The 15,121-nt window shown below is 40.3% G+C and carries 25 protein-coding genes; 19 read left to right on the forward strand and 6 right to left on the reverse strand.

The features are described 5' to 3' along the window. The 17 genes from rplX (at window position 1) to smpB (ending at window position 8,716) form a co-directional block, all read left to right on the forward strand. Entirely contained in the window at window positions 1-312 is a 312-nt protein-coding gene (rplX, locus tag J5X96_RS02065; protein ID WP_021615549.1) for a 50S ribosomal protein L24, read from the forward strand. A gap of 20 nt (window positions 313-332) precedes the next feature. Then, window positions 333-872 carry a 50S ribosomal protein L5 gene (rplE, locus tag J5X96_RS02070; protein WP_021615548.1) on the forward strand — a complete coding sequence of 180 codons (540 nt, stop codon included), beginning with the start codon at window positions 333-335 and terminating at the stop codon, window positions 870-872. 12 nt (window positions 873-884) lie between these two features. Then, entirely contained in the window at window positions 885-1,190 is a 306-nt protein-coding gene (rpsN, locus tag J5X96_RS02075) for a 30S ribosomal protein S14 (protein WP_005701877.1), read from the forward strand. 36 nt (window positions 1,191-1,226) lie between these two features. Beyond that, entirely contained in the window at window positions 1,227-1,619 is a 393-nt protein-coding gene (rpsH, locus tag J5X96_RS02080; protein ID WP_021615547.1) for a 30S ribosomal protein S8, read from the forward strand. Between the two features lie 15 nt (window positions 1,620-1,634). Continuing rightward, window positions 1,635-2,168, forward strand: a complete 534-nt coding sequence (gene rplF, locus J5X96_RS02085) for a 50S ribosomal protein L6 (RefSeq protein ID WP_005548778.1) — start codon at window positions 1,635-1,637, stop codon at window positions 2,166-2,168. A gap of 13 nt (window positions 2,169-2,181) precedes the next feature. Beyond that, window positions 2,182-2,535: a 50S ribosomal protein L18 gene (gene rplR, locus J5X96_RS02090; RefSeq protein WP_021615546.1), complete on the forward strand. Its 354-nt coding sequence runs from the start codon at window positions 2,182-2,184 to the stop codon at window positions 2,533-2,535. A gap of 15 nt (window positions 2,536-2,550) precedes the next feature. Beyond that, window positions 2,551-3,051: a 30S ribosomal protein S5 gene (gene rpsE, locus J5X96_RS02095; RefSeq protein ID WP_021615545.1), complete on the forward strand. Its 501-nt coding sequence runs from the start codon at window positions 2,551-2,553 to the stop codon at window positions 3,049-3,051. 6 nt (window positions 3,052-3,057) lie between these two features. Beyond that, window positions 3,058-3,237, forward strand: coding sequence for a 50S ribosomal protein L30 (gene rpmD, locus J5X96_RS02100; RefSeq protein ID WP_005715766.1), 180 nt, complete (start codon window positions 3,058-3,060; stop codon window positions 3,235-3,237). Between the two features lie 3 nt (window positions 3,238-3,240). After that, on the forward strand, window positions 3,241-3,675 hold the full coding sequence (gene rplO / locus J5X96_RS02105; RefSeq protein WP_209364043.1) for a 50S ribosomal protein L15: 435 nt from the start codon (window positions 3,241-3,243) through the stop codon (window positions 3,673-3,675). 3 nt (window positions 3,676-3,678) lie between these two features. Beyond that, window positions 3,679-5,004 (forward strand): preprotein translocase subunit SecY, encoded by a 1,326-nt coding sequence (secY, locus tag J5X96_RS02110; RefSeq protein ID WP_209364044.1) that lies wholly within the window; start codon window positions 3,679-3,681, stop codon window positions 5,002-5,004. 23 nt (window positions 5,005-5,027) lie between these two features. Next, window positions 5,028-5,141: a 50S ribosomal protein L36 gene (gene rpmJ / locus J5X96_RS02115; RefSeq protein ID WP_021615542.1), complete on the forward strand. Its 114-nt coding sequence runs from the start codon at window positions 5,028-5,030 to the stop codon at window positions 5,139-5,141. A 137-nt stretch (window positions 5,142-5,278) separates the two neighbouring features. Beyond that, window positions 5,279-5,635: a 30S ribosomal protein S13 gene (gene rpsM / locus J5X96_RS02120; protein WP_033002424.1), complete on the forward strand. Its 357-nt coding sequence runs from the start codon at window positions 5,279-5,281 to the stop codon at window positions 5,633-5,635. 16 nt (window positions 5,636-5,651) lie between these two features. After that, window positions 5,652-6,041 (forward strand): 30S ribosomal protein S11, encoded by a 390-nt coding sequence (gene rpsK / locus J5X96_RS02125; protein ID WP_021615541.1) that lies wholly within the window; start codon window positions 5,652-5,654, stop codon window positions 6,039-6,041. Between the two features lie 29 nt (window positions 6,042-6,070). Further along, complete coding sequence (rpsD, locus tag J5X96_RS02130) at window positions 6,071-6,691, forward strand: 30S ribosomal protein S4 (RefSeq protein WP_021615540.1); 621 nt, start codon at window positions 6,071-6,073, stop codon at window positions 6,689-6,691. 34 nt (window positions 6,692-6,725) lie between these two features. Next, on the forward strand, window positions 6,726-7,715 hold the full coding sequence (gene rpoA, locus J5X96_RS02135; RefSeq protein ID WP_021615539.1) for a DNA-directed RNA polymerase subunit alpha: 990 nt from the start codon (window positions 6,726-6,728) through the stop codon (window positions 7,713-7,715). A 41-nt stretch (window positions 7,716-7,756) separates the two neighbouring features. Then, window positions 7,757-8,146 carry a 50S ribosomal protein L17 gene (gene rplQ / locus J5X96_RS02140; RefSeq protein WP_209364046.1) on the forward strand — a complete coding sequence of 130 codons (390 nt, stop codon included), beginning with the start codon at window positions 7,757-7,759 and terminating at the stop codon, window positions 8,144-8,146. 81 nt (window positions 8,147-8,227) lie between these two features. Then, window positions 8,228-8,716, forward strand: a complete 489-nt coding sequence (gene smpB / locus J5X96_RS02145; RefSeq protein WP_209364048.1) for an SsrA-binding protein SmpB — start codon at window positions 8,228-8,230, stop codon at window positions 8,714-8,716. A gap of 49 nt (window positions 8,717-8,765) precedes the next feature. Here the strand turns inward: smpB and dsbB are convergent, their stop codons facing one another. Both dsbB and nhaB read right to left on the reverse strand, forming a co-directional pair. Then, window positions 8,766-9,305, reverse strand: coding sequence for a disulfide bond formation protein DsbB (gene dsbB, locus J5X96_RS02150; protein WP_209364050.1), 540 nt, complete (start codon window positions 9,303-9,305; stop codon window positions 8,766-8,768). A 40-nt stretch (window positions 9,306-9,345) separates the two neighbouring features. Then, window positions 9,346-10,893, reverse strand: a complete 1,548-nt coding sequence (nhaB, locus tag J5X96_RS02155) for a Na(+)/H(+) antiporter NhaB (protein ID WP_209364052.1) — start codon at window positions 10,891-10,893, stop codon at window positions 9,346-9,348. 185 nt (window positions 10,894-11,078) lie between these two features. Here nhaB and fadR point away from each other — a divergent pair, with 185 nt between their 5' ends. After that, a complete protein-coding gene (gene fadR / locus J5X96_RS02160; RefSeq protein WP_209364054.1) occupies window positions 11,079-11,816 on the forward strand; it encodes a fatty acid metabolism transcriptional regulator FadR in 738 nt (245 codons plus the stop codon). Between the two features lie 29 nt (window positions 11,817-11,845). Here the strand turns inward: fadR and J5X96_RS02165 are convergent, their stop codons facing one another. The 3 genes from J5X96_RS02165 to oxyR are packed head-to-tail and all read right to left on the reverse strand — an operon-like array spanning window position 11,846 to window position 13,867. Continuing rightward, window positions 11,846-12,346, reverse strand: a complete 501-nt coding sequence (locus J5X96_RS02165) for a protein disulfide oxidoreductase (RefSeq protein WP_209364747.1) — start codon at window positions 12,344-12,346, stop codon at window positions 11,846-11,848. Further along, window positions 12,342-12,962: an HTH-type transcriptional repressor FabR gene (gene fabR / locus J5X96_RS02170; RefSeq protein WP_021615532.1), complete on the reverse strand. Its 621-nt coding sequence runs from the start codon at window positions 12,960-12,962 to the stop codon at window positions 12,342-12,344. Before fabR ends, J5X96_RS02165 begins: the two co-directional genes overlap by 5 nt. An 11-nt stretch (window positions 12,963-12,973) precedes the next feature. Next, window positions 12,974-13,867 (reverse strand): DNA-binding transcriptional regulator OxyR, encoded by an 894-nt coding sequence (oxyR, locus tag J5X96_RS02175; protein WP_021615531.1) that lies wholly within the window; start codon window positions 13,865-13,867, stop codon window positions 12,974-12,976. 158 nt (window positions 13,868-14,025) lie between these two features. Between oxyR and pgdx the strand changes: the two genes are divergently transcribed. Further along, window positions 14,026-14,754: a hybrid peroxiredoxin PGdx gene (gene pgdx, locus J5X96_RS02180; RefSeq protein ID WP_033002419.1), complete on the forward strand. Its 729-nt coding sequence runs from the start codon at window positions 14,026-14,028 to the stop codon at window positions 14,752-14,754. Between the two features lie 59 nt (window positions 14,755-14,813). Here pgdx and J5X96_RS02185 read toward each other — a convergent pair whose 3' ends face one another. Then, entirely contained in the window at window positions 14,814-15,035 is a 222-nt protein-coding gene (locus tag J5X96_RS02185; RefSeq protein WP_021615529.1) for a SlyX family protein, read from the reverse strand. Window positions 15,036-15,121: the final 86 nt, after the last annotated feature.

Genomic DNA, 15,121 nt, shown 5'->3' on the forward strand with positions numbered 1-15,121 from the left:
ATGGCTGCAAAAATCCGTCAAAATGATGAAGTAATTGTGCTTACCGGCAAAAGCAAAGGTAAGCGCGGTAAGGTAACAAAAGTGTTATCTAACGGTAAAGTGATTGTTGAAGGTGTAAATATCATCACTAAACATGAAAAACCAGTACCTGCATTAGGCAAAGAGGGTGGTTTAGTGAAGAAAGAAGCTGCAATTGATGTATCAAATGTTGCAATTTTTAACCCGAAAACAAACAAAGCTGACCGAGTAGGTTTTAGATTTGAAGACGGCAAAAAAGTACGTTTCTTCAAATCTAACAATGAAATTATTTAATAATAAACTGGAGTAATGCGATGGCGAAACTGCATGATTACTACAGAGAGCAAGTAGTAAATGAATTGAAAACGAAATTCAACTACTCGTCTGTCATGCAAGTCCCACGAATCGAAAAGATAACCCTGAATATGGGTGTGGGTGAAGCATTGACCGATAAAAAATTGCTAGATAATGCAGTAGCAGATTTAGCAGCAATTAGCGGTCAAAAACCTTTGGTTACTAAAGCTCGTAAATCTGTTGCTGGCTTTAAAATCCGTCAGGGATATCCAATCGGTTGTAAAGTGACACTACGTGGTGAACGTATGTGGGAGTTCTTAGAACGTTTAATTACAATTGCTGTTCCACGTATTCGTGACTTCCGCGGTTTGAGCGCGAAATCTTTTGATGGTCGTGGAAATTACAGTATGGGTGTGCGTGAGCAAATCATCTTCCCTGAAATCGACTACGATAAAGTAGATCGTGTACGTGGTTTAGATATTACTATTACAACCACAGCTAAGAGTGATGAAGAAGGTCGAGCACTATTGGCTGCCTTTAATTTCCCATTCCGTAAGTAAGGCAGGTTACAAATGGCTAAACAATCAATGAAAGCTCGCGATGTAAAACGCGTGAAATTGGCTGAAAAATTCTATGCTAAACGTGTAGAATTAAAAAAGATTATTTCTGACGTTAATGCCTCTGACGAAGATCGTTGGAACGCTGTGTTAAAGTTACAAACTTTACCACGTGATTCTAGCCCTAGTCGTCAACGTAACCGTTGCCGTCAAACTGGACGTCCTCACGGCGTTCTTCGTAAGTTTGGTTTAAGTCGTATTAAGGTTCGTGAAGCTGCTATGCGCGGCGAAATCCCGGGTCTTAAGAAAGCAAGTTGGTAATTTACCACTTTAATTTGGAATCGGAGTAAAAGCACAATGAGTATGCAAGATCCTATCGCAGATATGTTGACTCGTATTCGTAACGGTCAAGCTGCGAATAAAGTTGCGATCAGTATGCCTTCATCCAAGCTAAAAGTGGCAATTGCCAATGTATTAGCTGACGAAGGTTATATCGAGAGCGTTAAAGTAATTGAAGGTGTAAAACCTGAATTGGAAATTACGTTAAAATATTTCCAAGGAAAACCGGTTGTAGAGAGTATTCAGCGTATTAGTCGCCCTGGTCTTCGTATTTACAAACGTAAAGACGAATTACCGAAAGTAATGGGTGGTTTAGGTATTGCTGTTGTATCTACATCTAAAGGTGTAATGACTGACCGTGCAGCTCGTCAAGCGGGTTTAGGCGGTGAGATCATTTGTTATGTAGCTTAATGGAGAGGTAGGATAATGTCTCGTGTTGCAAAAGCACCTGTTAGTATTCCTGCCGGCGTTGAGGTAAAACTTAACGGACAGTTGCTAACAATTAAAGGTAAAAATGGTGAGTTATCTCGCTCTATTCATCATTCAGTAGAAGTTAAACATGAAAATAACGAATTGACATTTTCACCACGTGAGGGTGTTGAGGGCGGTAATGCGCAGTCTGGTACTGCGAGAGCGCTAGTTAATTCTATGGTTATTGGCGTTACTGAAGGATTTACAAGAAAACTACAATTAGTTGGTGTAGGTTATAGAGCACAAATTAAAGGAAACGCTGTTGCTTTAAGTCTTGGATTTTCTCATCCTGTTGAGCATGTTTTACCTGCAGGAATTACTGCTGAATGTCCTTCTCAAACTGAAATTGTTTTGAAAGGTTCAGATAAACAGTTAATTGGTCAAGTTGCTGCAGATATTCGTGCTTATCGTCGCCCTGAGCCGTATAAAGGTAAAGGGGTACGCTACGCTGATGAAGTGGTGCGTATTAAAGAAGCTAAGAAGAAATAATTAAGGTAACACTATGGATAAGAAATCAGCTCGTATCCGTCGTGCGGCTCGTGCGCGTCATATGATGAGAGAGCAGGGTGTAACTCGTTTAGTTGTTCACCGTACTCCACGCCATATTTACGCCCAAGTCATCGCACCAAACGGTTCGGAAGTGCTTGCGGCTGCTTCTACTGTTGAGAAAGCAATTAAAGAGCAAGTGAAATATACCGGAAATAAAGATGCTGCTGCAGTTGTAGGTAAGGCCGTTGCAGAAAGAGCATTAGCAAAAGGCATTAAAGGCGTAGCTTTTGATCGTTCTGGTTTTAAATATCATGGCCGTATCCAATCTTTAGCGGATGCAGCCCGTGAAGCTGGTCTACAGTTCTAATTGAGGTAATTTGAGATGTCAAACATCGAAAAACAAGCTGGTGAACTGCAAGAGAAGCTAATTGCGGTAAACCGCGTATCTAAAACTGTAAAGGGTGGTCGTATCATGAGCTTTACCGCATTGACTGTGGTAGGTGATGGTAATGGCCGAGTAGGTTTTGGATATGGTAAAGCACGTGAAGTTCCTGCAGCGATTCAAAAAGCAATGGAAAAAGCACGTCGTAACATGGTTAATGTGGCTTTAACAGAAGGTACGTTACAACATCCTATTAAGGGTACTCATACTGGTTCGCGCGTTTTTATGCAGCCGGCAAGTGAGGGTACCGGTATTATTGCCGGCGGTGCGATGCGTGCCGTGTTAGAGGTTGCTGGAGTCCGTAACGTATTGTCAAAAGCATATGGTTCAACTAACCCAATCAATGTTGTTCGCGCAACTATTGATGCTTTAGCAAATATGAAATCACCAGAAATGGTTGCTGCTAAACGTGGTAAATCAGTTGATGAAATTTTGGGGTAATTGATAATGGCTAAAACTATTAAAGTAACACAGGTTCGTAGTTCTATTGCTCGTTTGCCGAAGCATAAAGCTACACTACGTGGTCTTGGTCTTCGCCATATGCATCATACTGTTGAGTTAATTGATACTCCGGCAGTACGAGGAATGATTAACCAAATTTCATATATGGTTAAAGTGGAGGAGTAATAGATGCGTTTAAATACTCTATCTCCGGCTGAAGGTGCTAAGCATAGTGCTAAACGTCTTGGTCGTGGTATCGGTTCTGGTTTAGGTAAAACTGGTGGACGTGGTCATAAAGGTCAAAAATCCCGTACTGGCGGTGGTGTTCGTCGCGGATTTGAAGGTGGACAAATGCCTTTATACCGTCGTTTACCTAAGTTTGGTTTTACCTCAATGAAATCTGCAGTAACAGCAGAAGTTCGTTTAGATGACCTAAATAAAATTGAAGGTGGCATCGTAACTCTAGAAGCATTAAAAGTAGCTAATGTTTTAACTAAGGATATTCAATTTGCTAAAGTAATTTTGGCAGGTGAAGTTAAGTCTAAAGTAGTAGTTCGCGGATTAGGTGTTACTAAAGGTGCCAAGGCAGCAATTGAGGCTGCAGGCGGTTCAATCGAGGAATAATTAATGGCTAAGCAACCAGGCTATCAAGCAAGAAGTACGCAAGGCGGAAAAAGTGAGCTTAAGAATAGATTGTTATTTGTTTTAGGCGCACTGATAGTTTTCCGTATTGGTGCATTCATTCCGGTTCCTGGTATAGATGCTGCCGTATTGGCTCAGTTAATTGAACAACAAAAAGGCACCATCATTGATATGTTTAACATGTTCTCTGGTGGTGCGCTGAGTCGAGCTTCTATTTTTGCTTTGGGTATTATGCCTTATATTTCGGCATCAATTATTATCCAACTATTAGCCTCAGTTCATCCAGCACTGGCAGAACTAAGAAAAGAAGGTGAATCTGGTCGCCGTAAAATTAGTAAGTATACACGCTATTCAACAGTTGTTCTTGCTACTTTACAAGCGGTAGGTATCTCAACAGGTTTACCTAATATGTTACCGGGGTTAGTTCCTAATTTAGGATTTAGCTTCTATTTTACTGCGGTAATTAGTTTGGTCACCGGGACTATGTTTTTAATGTGGTTAGGTGAGCAAATTACAGAGCGTGGTATTGGTAATGGTATTTCTTTGATTATTTTTGCGGGTATTGTTGCTGGTTTACCTGCTGCTGTAGGTCAAACGATTGAGCAAGCTCGCCTTGGTCAAATGCATTTTCTTGTTCTTTTATTGATAGCTGTTATTGTTTTTGCAGTTACTTATTTTGTCGTTTTTGTCGAAAGAGGGCAGAGACGAATCAAAGTGGAATATGCTAAGCGTCAGCAAGGCAGACAAATTTTGGGTGGACACACTTCACATCTTCCGTTAAAAGTGAATATGGCAGGCGTGATTCCCGCAATTTTTGCATCAAGTATAATACTCTTTCCAGCAACATTAACTCAATGGGTTGGACAAGGCTCAAGTTTAGAATGGTTAACTGATTTATCAATGTTATTACATCCTGGACAGCCGTTATACTTAGTTATATATGCCGTGGCAATTATTTTCTTTAGCTTTTTCTATACTGCAATGCAATATAATCCTCGGGATACAGCAGATAACTTGAAAAAGTCAGGTGCATTTATACCTGGAATTAGACCAGGGGAACAAACATCTCGATATATTGATAAGATCATGACTAGATTGACCCTTATTGGGGGATTATATGTCACATTCGTTTGTTTGGTTCCTTATATCATGACATCTGCTTGGAATGTTCAATTCTATTTTGGTGGTACATCTTTGCTGATTGTTGTGGTGGTTATTATGGATTTCATCGTACAGATTCAAAGTCATTTAATGTCTACAAAATATGAGTCTGCGTTGAAAAAAGCAAACCTTAAAGGTTTTGGACAATAGTCCAGTTATAAAAGGGATAAGCAATGAAAGTTCGTGCTTCCGTTAAGAAATTATGTCGTAACTGTAAAATTGTTAAACGTGAGGGAGTTGTTCGTGTACTTTGTAACGATCCCAAACATAAACAACGCCAAGGTTAATTGATATTTTTCTTGCAAAGAACCGGTTGAGTAATTATACTACTCAGCTCATTTATTTCCTTGACACTCTGTTTGAGTATCCTGAAAACGGGCTTTTCAAGATCAGGGTGTCAAATTAATTAATATAGGAGTGCATAGTGGCCCGTATTGCAGGCATTAACATTCCTGATCATAAACACACTGTAATCGCTTTAACTGCAATTTATGGTATCGGTAAGACTCGTTCAAAAAGCATTTGTGCTGCAGCGGGTATTGCTGAAGATGTTAAGATCAGCGAATTGTCTGAAGAGCAGATTGACAAACTGCGTGACGAAGTTGGTAAATTTACCGTTGAAGGTGATTTGCGCCGTGAAGTAACACTAAACATCAAGCGTCTTTTAGACTTGGGTTGTTATCGTGGTTTACGTCATCGTCGTAGTTTACCTGTACGTGGTCAACGTACTAAAACTAATGCGCGTACCCGTAAGGGTCCACGTAAGCCGATCAAAAAATAGTCGGGGTAAATAAAGAATGGCTAAAACACCAATTCGTGCACGTAAACGTGTAAAAAAACAAATTGTGGATGGCGTTGCACATATTCACGCATCTTTCAATAATACAATCGTTACTATTACTGACCGTCAAGGAAATGCTCTAGCATGGGCAACCGCAGGTGGTTCAGGTTTCCGTGGTTCTCGTAAATCTACCCCGTTCGCTGCACAAGTTGCTGCAGAACGTTGTGCTGAAATCGTTAAAGAGTTCGGCTTAAAGAACTTGGAAGTTATGGTTAAAGGTCCGGGTCCGGGTCGTGAATCAACAATCCGTGCATTGAATGCAGCGGGTTTCCGTATCACGAATATTACTGATGTGACTCCGATTCCTCATAACGGTTGTCGTCCACCGAAAAAACGTCGTGTTTAATGACGTAATAGGATAGTTGGAGAAAGAAAATGGCAAGATATTTGGGTCCTAAACTCAAGCTCAGCCGTCGTGAAGGTACTGATTTATTTCTTAAATCAGGCGTTCGTGCGATTGATTCGAAATGTAAAATTGATACAGCACCTGGTCAACATGGTGCTCGTAAACCGCGTTTGTCTGACTATGGTAGTCAGTTACGTGAGAAACAAAAAGTTCGCCGTATGTACGGTATCTTAGAACGTCAGTTCCGTAACTATTACAAAGAAGCGAATCGTCTAAAAGGTAATACTGGTGAAAACTTATTGGTATTGTTAGAAGGTCGCTTGGATAATGTTGTTTATCGTATGGGATTTGCCGCAACTCGTGCTGAAGCTCGTCAGTTAGTGAGTCATAAGGCAATTGTTGTGAATGGCCGTGTTGTGAACATTCCATCTTTCCAAGTTTCAGTTGATGATGTAATTGCTGTTCGTGAAAAATCTAAAAAACAAGCACGCATTAAAGCATCGTTAGAGTTAGCAGAACAAAAAGAAAAACCAACTTGGTTGGATGTTGATGCTGCTAAAATGGAAGGTGTATTTAAACGTGTTCCTGAGCGTTCTGATTTATCAGCAGACATTAATGAACATCTGATCGTTGAGCTCTACTCCAAATAATTGTAGTAGTGCTTAGAAGCAAAGAGAGGATAAAATGCAGGGTTCTGTTACAGAATTTTTAAAACCACGCCTAGTTGATATTGAACAAGTTAGTTCAACACAGGCGAAGATTATCTTAGAGCCATTAGAGCGTGGTTTCGGTCATACTCTAGGAAATGCATTACGCCGTATTCTTCTATCTTCAATGCCAGGTTGTGCTGTAACTGAGGTAGAAATTGATGGTGTTTTGCATGAATATAGTAGCAAAGAAGGCGTACAGGAAGATATTCTTGAAGTGCTTTTAAACTTAAAAGGTTTAGCTGTAAAAGTACAAAATAAAGATGATGTTCTTCTAACCCTTACTAAATCTGGAATTGGCCCTGTTGTTGCTGCAGATATTACCCATGATGGTGATGTTGAAATTGTAAATCCTGAGCATGTTATTTGCCACTTAACTGACGAGAATGCATCAATTAATATGCGTATTCGTGTGCAACGTGGTAGAGGATATGTGCCTGCATCAGCTCGTGTTCAAAATCAGGATGAAGATCGCCCAATTGGTCGTTTATTAGTAGATGCTTGTTATAGCCCGGTTGACCGTATTGCTTATAATGTTGAAGCTGCACGTGTTGAACAGCGTACCGATTTAGATAAATTGGTTATTGAGCTAGAAACAAACGGAACTATTGATCCTGAAGATGCGATTCGTCGTGCAGCAACAATTTTAGCAGAACAACTTGATGCATTCGTTGATTTGCGAGATGTTCGTCAACCTGAAATTAAGGAAGAAAAACCAGAATTCGATCCGATTCTGCTTCGTCCTGTTGATGATTTAGAGTTGACAGTTCGTTCTGCTAACTGTTTGAAAGCAGAAACAATTCACTATATCGGTGATTTAGTACAACGTACAGAAGTTGAGTTATTAAAAACACCTAATCTTGGTAAGAAATCACTTACTGAAATTAAGGATGTGCTCGCTTCAAGAGGCTTATCACTAGGTATGCGCCTTGAAAATTGGCCACCAGCAAGTATTGCTGAAGACTAGTTTGGTCGTAGGTTTAAGATTTTTCTGAGAAGGATAAGGTTATGCGCCATCGTAAGAGTGGTCGTCAACTCAACCGTAATAGCAGTCATCGCCAAGCGATGTTTCGTAATATGGCAAGTTCTTTGATTAGTCATGAGATTATCAAAACAACTTTGCCAAAAGCAAAAGAATTACGTCGAGTAGTTGAACCGTTAATTACTTTAGCAAAAGTAGATAGTGTGGCAAATCGTCGCCTCGCTTTTGCTCGTACACGCAACACTGAAACTGTTGCTAAATTATTTAATGAATTAGGGCCACGTTTTGCACAACGTGCAGGTGGTTACACCCGCATTCTTAAATGTGGTTTCCGTGCAGGCGATAATGCACCAATGGCTTACATTGAGTTAGTTGATCGTCCTGAAGTTTCTTCTGAAGAAGTAGCGGCGGAATAAAAGTTCATTCTACTAAAACTAGAGACTGAAGGCTGTATAGTCTTCAGTCTTTTTTTTACTAATTAATTTGGATTTCAAAAAATGACAAAGAAAAAAGTAAAACTTGGTAGTAATACAATTGCCTTAAATAAACGCGCTAGACATGATTACTTTATTGAAGATGAAATCGAAGCAGGGCTTGAGCTACAAGGTTGGGAAGTAAAGTCTATACGAGCAGGTAAGGTAAATATTAGTGATAGCTATGTTATTTTCAAAAATGGTGAAGCCTTTTTGTTTGGCTCAATGATACAACCTCTCAGCGTAGCTTCTACACATATTGTTTGTGATCCTAGTCGTACACGTAAGTTGCTCTTAAAACAACGTGAGTTAGATTCTTTATTTGGGAAAACAAACCGAGATGGATTTACGTTGATTGCGCTTTCTTTATATTGGAAAGGTGCCTGGGCTAAAATCAAAATTGGTTTAGCGAAAGGGAAGAAGCAACATGATAAGCGTGATGATATCAAAGAACGTGAGTGGCGCGTTGCGAAAGATCGTATTATGAAGAATTCAAATAAAAATAAAGGTTAACCAATATAAAAATAACCCAAATCTTGAGATTTAGGTTATTTATAACTGATTATTTAAATAAGCGTCTGCTTTGATGGATTTCAACGCGTTTGAATTGACTGATTAAAACGAAGAGGAATATCAATAAATACACTGCAAATATCACCACAATCCATTGTGCCATAGAAAGCCCTAGCCAAGACCATACTTCGTCACTGCAAGAACCTGTAGGATGAAATAAGACCGGGAACCATTGATCCAATGGTAAGGTTTGTGGAAATTCAGGTAAGTAAGAACATTGATTCCAAGGTGCCGGGTGGAGTTGGTAGTCGACGTGTTTGATCGAAATAAATAATCCTTTGACCGCACTTAAAAAAGCAACGATTAACGCCAATACGCGCATGATTAAAAAACGTGGAGCAATTAGGCCGATTATGCCGGCAAAGGCGATACCAAATAATGCCACACGTTCATAAATACACATTACGCAGGGCTGTAAGCCCATGCCATACTGGAAATAAAGTGCGGTGCCTTCTAACGCTAATGCTGAAATCAATAACAATAACCAACCGGAACGTTGGACGGAAAGTGTTTTGAACAAATGTAGCATTGCGTTTTTTCCTCTCTATTTTAATTAACCTTCAAATTTATTAAATTGGCATAATTAAGCCTAAATTGGCTAGCCAAATAGTCATTGATGGCAAAATATATTCTACGGCAAATAAACCTACTAAAGACAGCACAATAGTATAAGGCAATGCCATATAAACCATTCTACCATAAGATAGGTTAATTAGGGGGGCGAGTGATGATGTCAACAGGAATAAGAACGCCGCTTGTCCGTTCGGTGTTGCAACGGAAGGCAAGTTAGTTCCGGTATTAATTGCAACAGCTAACAACTCAAATTGATGTGGCGGGATAATGTTCGCAGATAATGCGTTTTTCGCTTCGTTAATGTACACCGTTGCCACAAATACGTTATCGGAAATAGCAGAAAGTAAACCATTGAAAGCATAAAATAGGGTGAGTTGAGTACTTTCTTCTGCCGATAGAACATAATGAATAATTGGTGCGAAAAGTTTTTGGTCGATAATAACAGCAACAATCGTGAAGAATACGACTAAAAGTGCGGTAAACGGTAAGGATTCTTGGAATGCTTTACCCAATGCGTGTTCGCTGGTAATGCCACAGAACGAGGTGCATAGAATGATAATACTTAATCCGATTAAACCCACTGAAGCCAAGTGGAAAGCCAATCCAATAATTAACCAAACTCCAATTATTGCTTGGATAATGAGTTTCAAACGTTCTTGTTTGGTCAGTTTTTTCATATTGGCACGATCAAAATCAGCCAGAACTTCCCAGACTTTTTGTGGTAATTTTGCTCCGTAGCCAAACAAGTGAAATTTTTCTAACAAGACACAGGTTAAGATACCACAAATAAATACGGGCACAGTCACCGGAGCCATACGGAAGAAGAATTCAACAAAGTTCCAACCTGCTTGATCGGCAATAATTAAATTTTGAGGCTCACCCACCATGGTCATTACTCCGCCTAAAGCTGTACCAACGCCGGCATGCATCATTAAGCTGCGTAAAAAGGCGCGGAATTGTTCTAAGGTTTCATGATGATTACCGATTTTTTCGTCATTAGTGATATCTGTAGAATCGTAAAATGTCCCACCGGAAGCAACTTTGTGATATACACCGTAAAATCCCATGGCGACACTGATAATTACCGCAACGACGGTTAATGCATCTAAAAAGGCAGATAAAAACGCCGCACTAAAGCAAAATGCCAATGATAAGACCAGTTTTGAGCGAATATTGAGCAATAACTTGGTGAAGACAAAGAGCAATAATTGCTTCATGAAGTAAATGCCTGCTACCATAAACATTAATAACAAAATTACTTCAAAATTAGCCAAGACTTCTGCTTTTATGTGCTCCGGTTTTGTCATCCCGATAATGATCGCTTCAATGGCAAGCAAACCACCGGGTTGTAACGGGTAGCATTTTAATGCCATACCCAAGGTAAAAATAAATTCAACAACTAATAACCAACCGGCCCAAAAGGGAGTGATGAAAAATAAAATTGGGTTGAGGATAAGAAAGGTAATGATGGTGATTTTGTACCAATCCGGACTGGTTCCCAAAAAGTTTTTAAGAAATGCTTGTGTATAACTACGATCATCCATAAATGATGTCCCCTACATCGAATGTTAAATAACGCTAAACTACGCTATTCTAGGTAAATTAAATTTCAACTGTGTCAAAAATCCTAAATGATGTCAATGAATTTACCAAATAATTATCTCATTGTAATGTCTAGCAGTTTCAACGATAATAAGGATGCTGTTATTACTTATTGAACAAGAATCTTATGAATAATACCCCTCCTCTCCTGAAGGCACAAAGTCCCGCGGCCTTAGCTGAAGAATATATTGTGAAGAGTATTTGGAGTCATCATTTTCCACCGGGATCAGATTTACCGGCAGAGCGGGAGTTAGCAGATAAAATTGGTGTGACGCGCACCACATTACGTGAAGTGTTACAACGCTTAGCGCGAGATGGTTGGTTAAATATCCAACACGGTAAGCCGACAAAAGTCAATGATATTTGGGAAACCTCCGGTTTAAATATTCTAGAAACCATGATTCAATTGGATGGCACTCGTCAGCCTTCGCTTATTGCAAATATGCGTTCGGCGCGTACCGATATTTCTATGATTTACATTCCCAAAGCCTTTAGACGCGCACCGGAACAATCTTTACGTATTTTACAACCGTTAGATACATTACAAGATACTGCGGAAGATTACACAAAATTTGACTATGACGTCTTCCGTAATCTTGCGTTTGCTTCTGATAATCCAGTGTATGGTTTAATTTTAAATAGTTTCAAGAATTTGTATTCCCATATTGGCATGTTTTACTTCCAAAATGCAGAAGCACGCCTTTTGGCAAAACGTTTTTATGCAAATTTGATGGACATTTGCCAACGTCAAGCCATCGATGAGGTGGCACCTTGCGTATTGCAGTATGGCAAGGACAGCGGAGCGATTTGGGCAAGTATGCAGACGCAATTACCAGAGAATTTTGCAGCAGAGTCGCTTAAGTGAAATGACACCGTGAGTCGGCTAAGCCTATCCTATAAAAACGTGGTTAAAAATAACCGCACTTTTAATCCCCAGTAGCTTGTCCAGCCTGTTGTGGTTAAGTCCATTTTACCTTGATGCAAAAGAATAATCGTCGGTGTCACATTCACACCCCATTGATTTGCTAGTGCACCATGGGGATCATTGACAGTCGTAAATTCGTATTGATGTTCTTTAAGATAATCATTGACATCCTGCGTAGAACCAGAGCGTAAGGCAATGGAAACGACAGGATAGCCTTCTTTTGCCAGCGCGTTAATTGTCGGCGAGGTGTAACGGCAATAACCACACCAGGTTCCCCAAAAATAGACAATAGTGGGTTTGTCCTGCGCCAGTTGTGGTAGAAAAAACGGATTCCCTTGCAAATCGTATAATGCCGTTGCGTTAATATCTTCCGGCACAGTCGGTTTACGAATAAAATCCATGAGGTTACTCATCACCAGCAAGGTGAGGAATAGAGAAAGGGTGTTTTTGAGAAATTTTTTGTAGTTAATGGCTTTCACGGCGATCTCTTGCTTCGTGCTTTGTTCCTTTGGCTAACATTCTAAGCTGTAAAATCAACCGCTCTTTTAGCTGTTCCCGTTCCGCTTTGCTCATATCTAACGCGTTAGCACCAGCGGTGAATACGATGGTCACCATGCCTTCTGCCTGTACATAAGCGATATATTGCGAATAATTATTTTTGCGTGCGATGTATTCCGAGAGTTCATCAATGAAATGCTTAATCTCTCGAGCCGCCGCCGTACGAAAAGCTTGTGAGGTGCCGGAACTTTCTCGTAACAATAAGCGGAAGACGTTTGGGCTGTTATGGATAAATTCAAAGAACGTTTCCACTGAAATGACAATCACACTCCCGCCGCTGGCAATGCGTTTACGGGCTTGACGCATGAGTTGGCGAAGGGTTAAACCTGCTTCATCTACCATCGTTAAGCCTAATTCATCCATATCACGGAAGTGGCGATAAAACGAGGTCGGCGCGATGCCGGCTTCACGGGAAACTTCCCTTAAACTCAGGTTGGAAAAGCTTTTTTCTGCCGTCAGTTGGTTAAATGCCGCATCAATGAGTGCGCGACGGGTTTTTTCTTTTTGCTGCGCGCGAATACCGACCATGAAATGCTCCGTTAAGATAAAATCGATTTAACCGAATTCGCAATGGCCTCGGCAATGCGTTCATAACGAGCGCGGAGCGGTGAGCCGGGGCGATAAACCAAAATAACATCTCTAGAAGGTTCAGGTTGGCATGGCAAATATTTCACGCCGCCACGTTCCCCTTCGCTTAGCACGGCTAACTCCGGCATTAAGGTCATACCGGCATTGGCGGCGACCATATTACGCAAGGTTTCCAAACTGGTCGCTTGGAAATGAGAATTTTCTTTTGCACCGGCAGTAAAACAATAGCCAAGGGCTTGGTTGCGCAGACAGTGTCCATCATCGAGCATTAACATTTCATGATCTTTTAACATGGACATTGGAATGGTTTGTTCTTTTGCCCACGGATGGTTTTCAGCAACGGCCAATAACATTCTTTCTTTAAATAATGGTACTTCAATAAACGGTTCGGTTTCACGTACGGATGCCACAATGGCGCAATCTAAGCGGCCGGTTTCAAGCTGCTCCAATAATTGATGGGTCTGCGCTTCGTAGAGAAAGAGTTCCAAATCCGGGAACGCATTTTGTAATGCCGGGACAATGTGAGGCATTAAATAAGGACCTATTGTCGGGATCACGCCAACGTGTAACGGACCGGTCATTTCTTTGCCTTGGTTACTTGCCATTTCTTTCAAGAGTTTCACTTCACGCAACACGGTTTTAGCCTGATCTACCAACAATAAACCTGATTGTGTAAAGAGCACTTTACGACTGGTACGTTCCAATAAAATGATGCCAAGTTCGTCTTCTAATTTGCGAATTTGACCGCTTAGCGTTGGTTGGCTCACATGACAGGCGTCTGCTGCACGACGAAAATGCTTGTGTTCTGCAAGGGCAACAAGGTATTCTAAATCACGGATATTCATATGTCCTCATTATAGAAAGTAGCAATTAAAAGAATAGAATTAATTGATTGTGACTATATCACAATTTTATCTATAATTCACACCATCTTTAGAAACTGCCTGTAATTTAGGCTGGCTTTCTAATTCATAGCAACACTTATAGAATAGGAGAAAAACTTATGTCTACTATGGAAGGAAAAAAAGTTCCTCAGGTTACATTCCGTACTCGTCAAGGTGACAAATGGGTTGATGTAACTTCATCTGAATTATTTGATAACAAAACCGTTATCGTTTTCTCTTTACCGGGCGCATTTACCCCAACTTGCTCTTCTTCTCACTTACCACGCTACAATGAATTAGCACCAGTATTCAAAAAATACGGCGTTGACGACATTCTTGTGGTTTCCGTGAACGATACTTTCGTTATGAATGCATGGAAAGAGGATGAAAAAGCAGAAAACATTACTTTTGTTCCGGATGGTAACGGTGAATTTACCGAAGGCATGGGTATGTTGGTAGGTAAAGAAGATTTAGGTTTCGGTAAACGTTCATGGCGTTATTCTATGCTCGTGAAAAACGGCGTAGTAGAAAAAATGTTTGTTGAGCCAAACGAGCCGGGCGATCCGTTCAAAGTATCTGATGCAGATACTATGTTGAAATACATCGCACCACAACACCAAATTCAAGAATCTGTTGCGATCTTCACTAAACCGGGCTGCCCGTTCTGTGCGAAAGCAAAACAAATGTTGCATGAAAAAGGCTTGAACTTCGAAGAAATCGTGTTAGGTCATGATGCTACTATCGTAAGTGTACGTGCAGTTTCCGGCCGTGCAACTGTGCCGCAAGTATTTATCGGTGGTAAACACATTGGCGGTAGCGATGATTTAGAAGCGTACTTCGCAAAATAATTCCAACAACAATAAGAAAACCCTTCTTTTGGGCGCTAAATATAGCGCCCTTTTTTACATTAATAATGCGGCGGTGGGGTTTCTTCTGCCTGAGTGGCAATGTTGGAGGGTTGTACATCTTTCAGTTTATTCACTAAATAACGAAGTTGTACCTGCATTTTATCAATTAGAAATTGTTGTTCGATAAGCGCCTGATTCAATTCTTCAATGATAGTTTCTTGGAAAGTCAATTTCATTTCTAATTCGGCAATTCGTGGTTCTAAATTTTTCGATATCGACATAATAATTCCTAAATAAATGTTGTGAATTTATTGAATCCGTTTTACTCTATGACTTCGTGTTTCATGTATTATAAAGGATCTAACAT

Source organism: Aggregatibacter sp. 2125159857 (assembly GCF_017798005.1).
Lineage (GTDB): Bacteria > Pseudomonadota > Gammaproteobacteria > Enterobacterales > Pasteurellaceae > Aggregatibacter.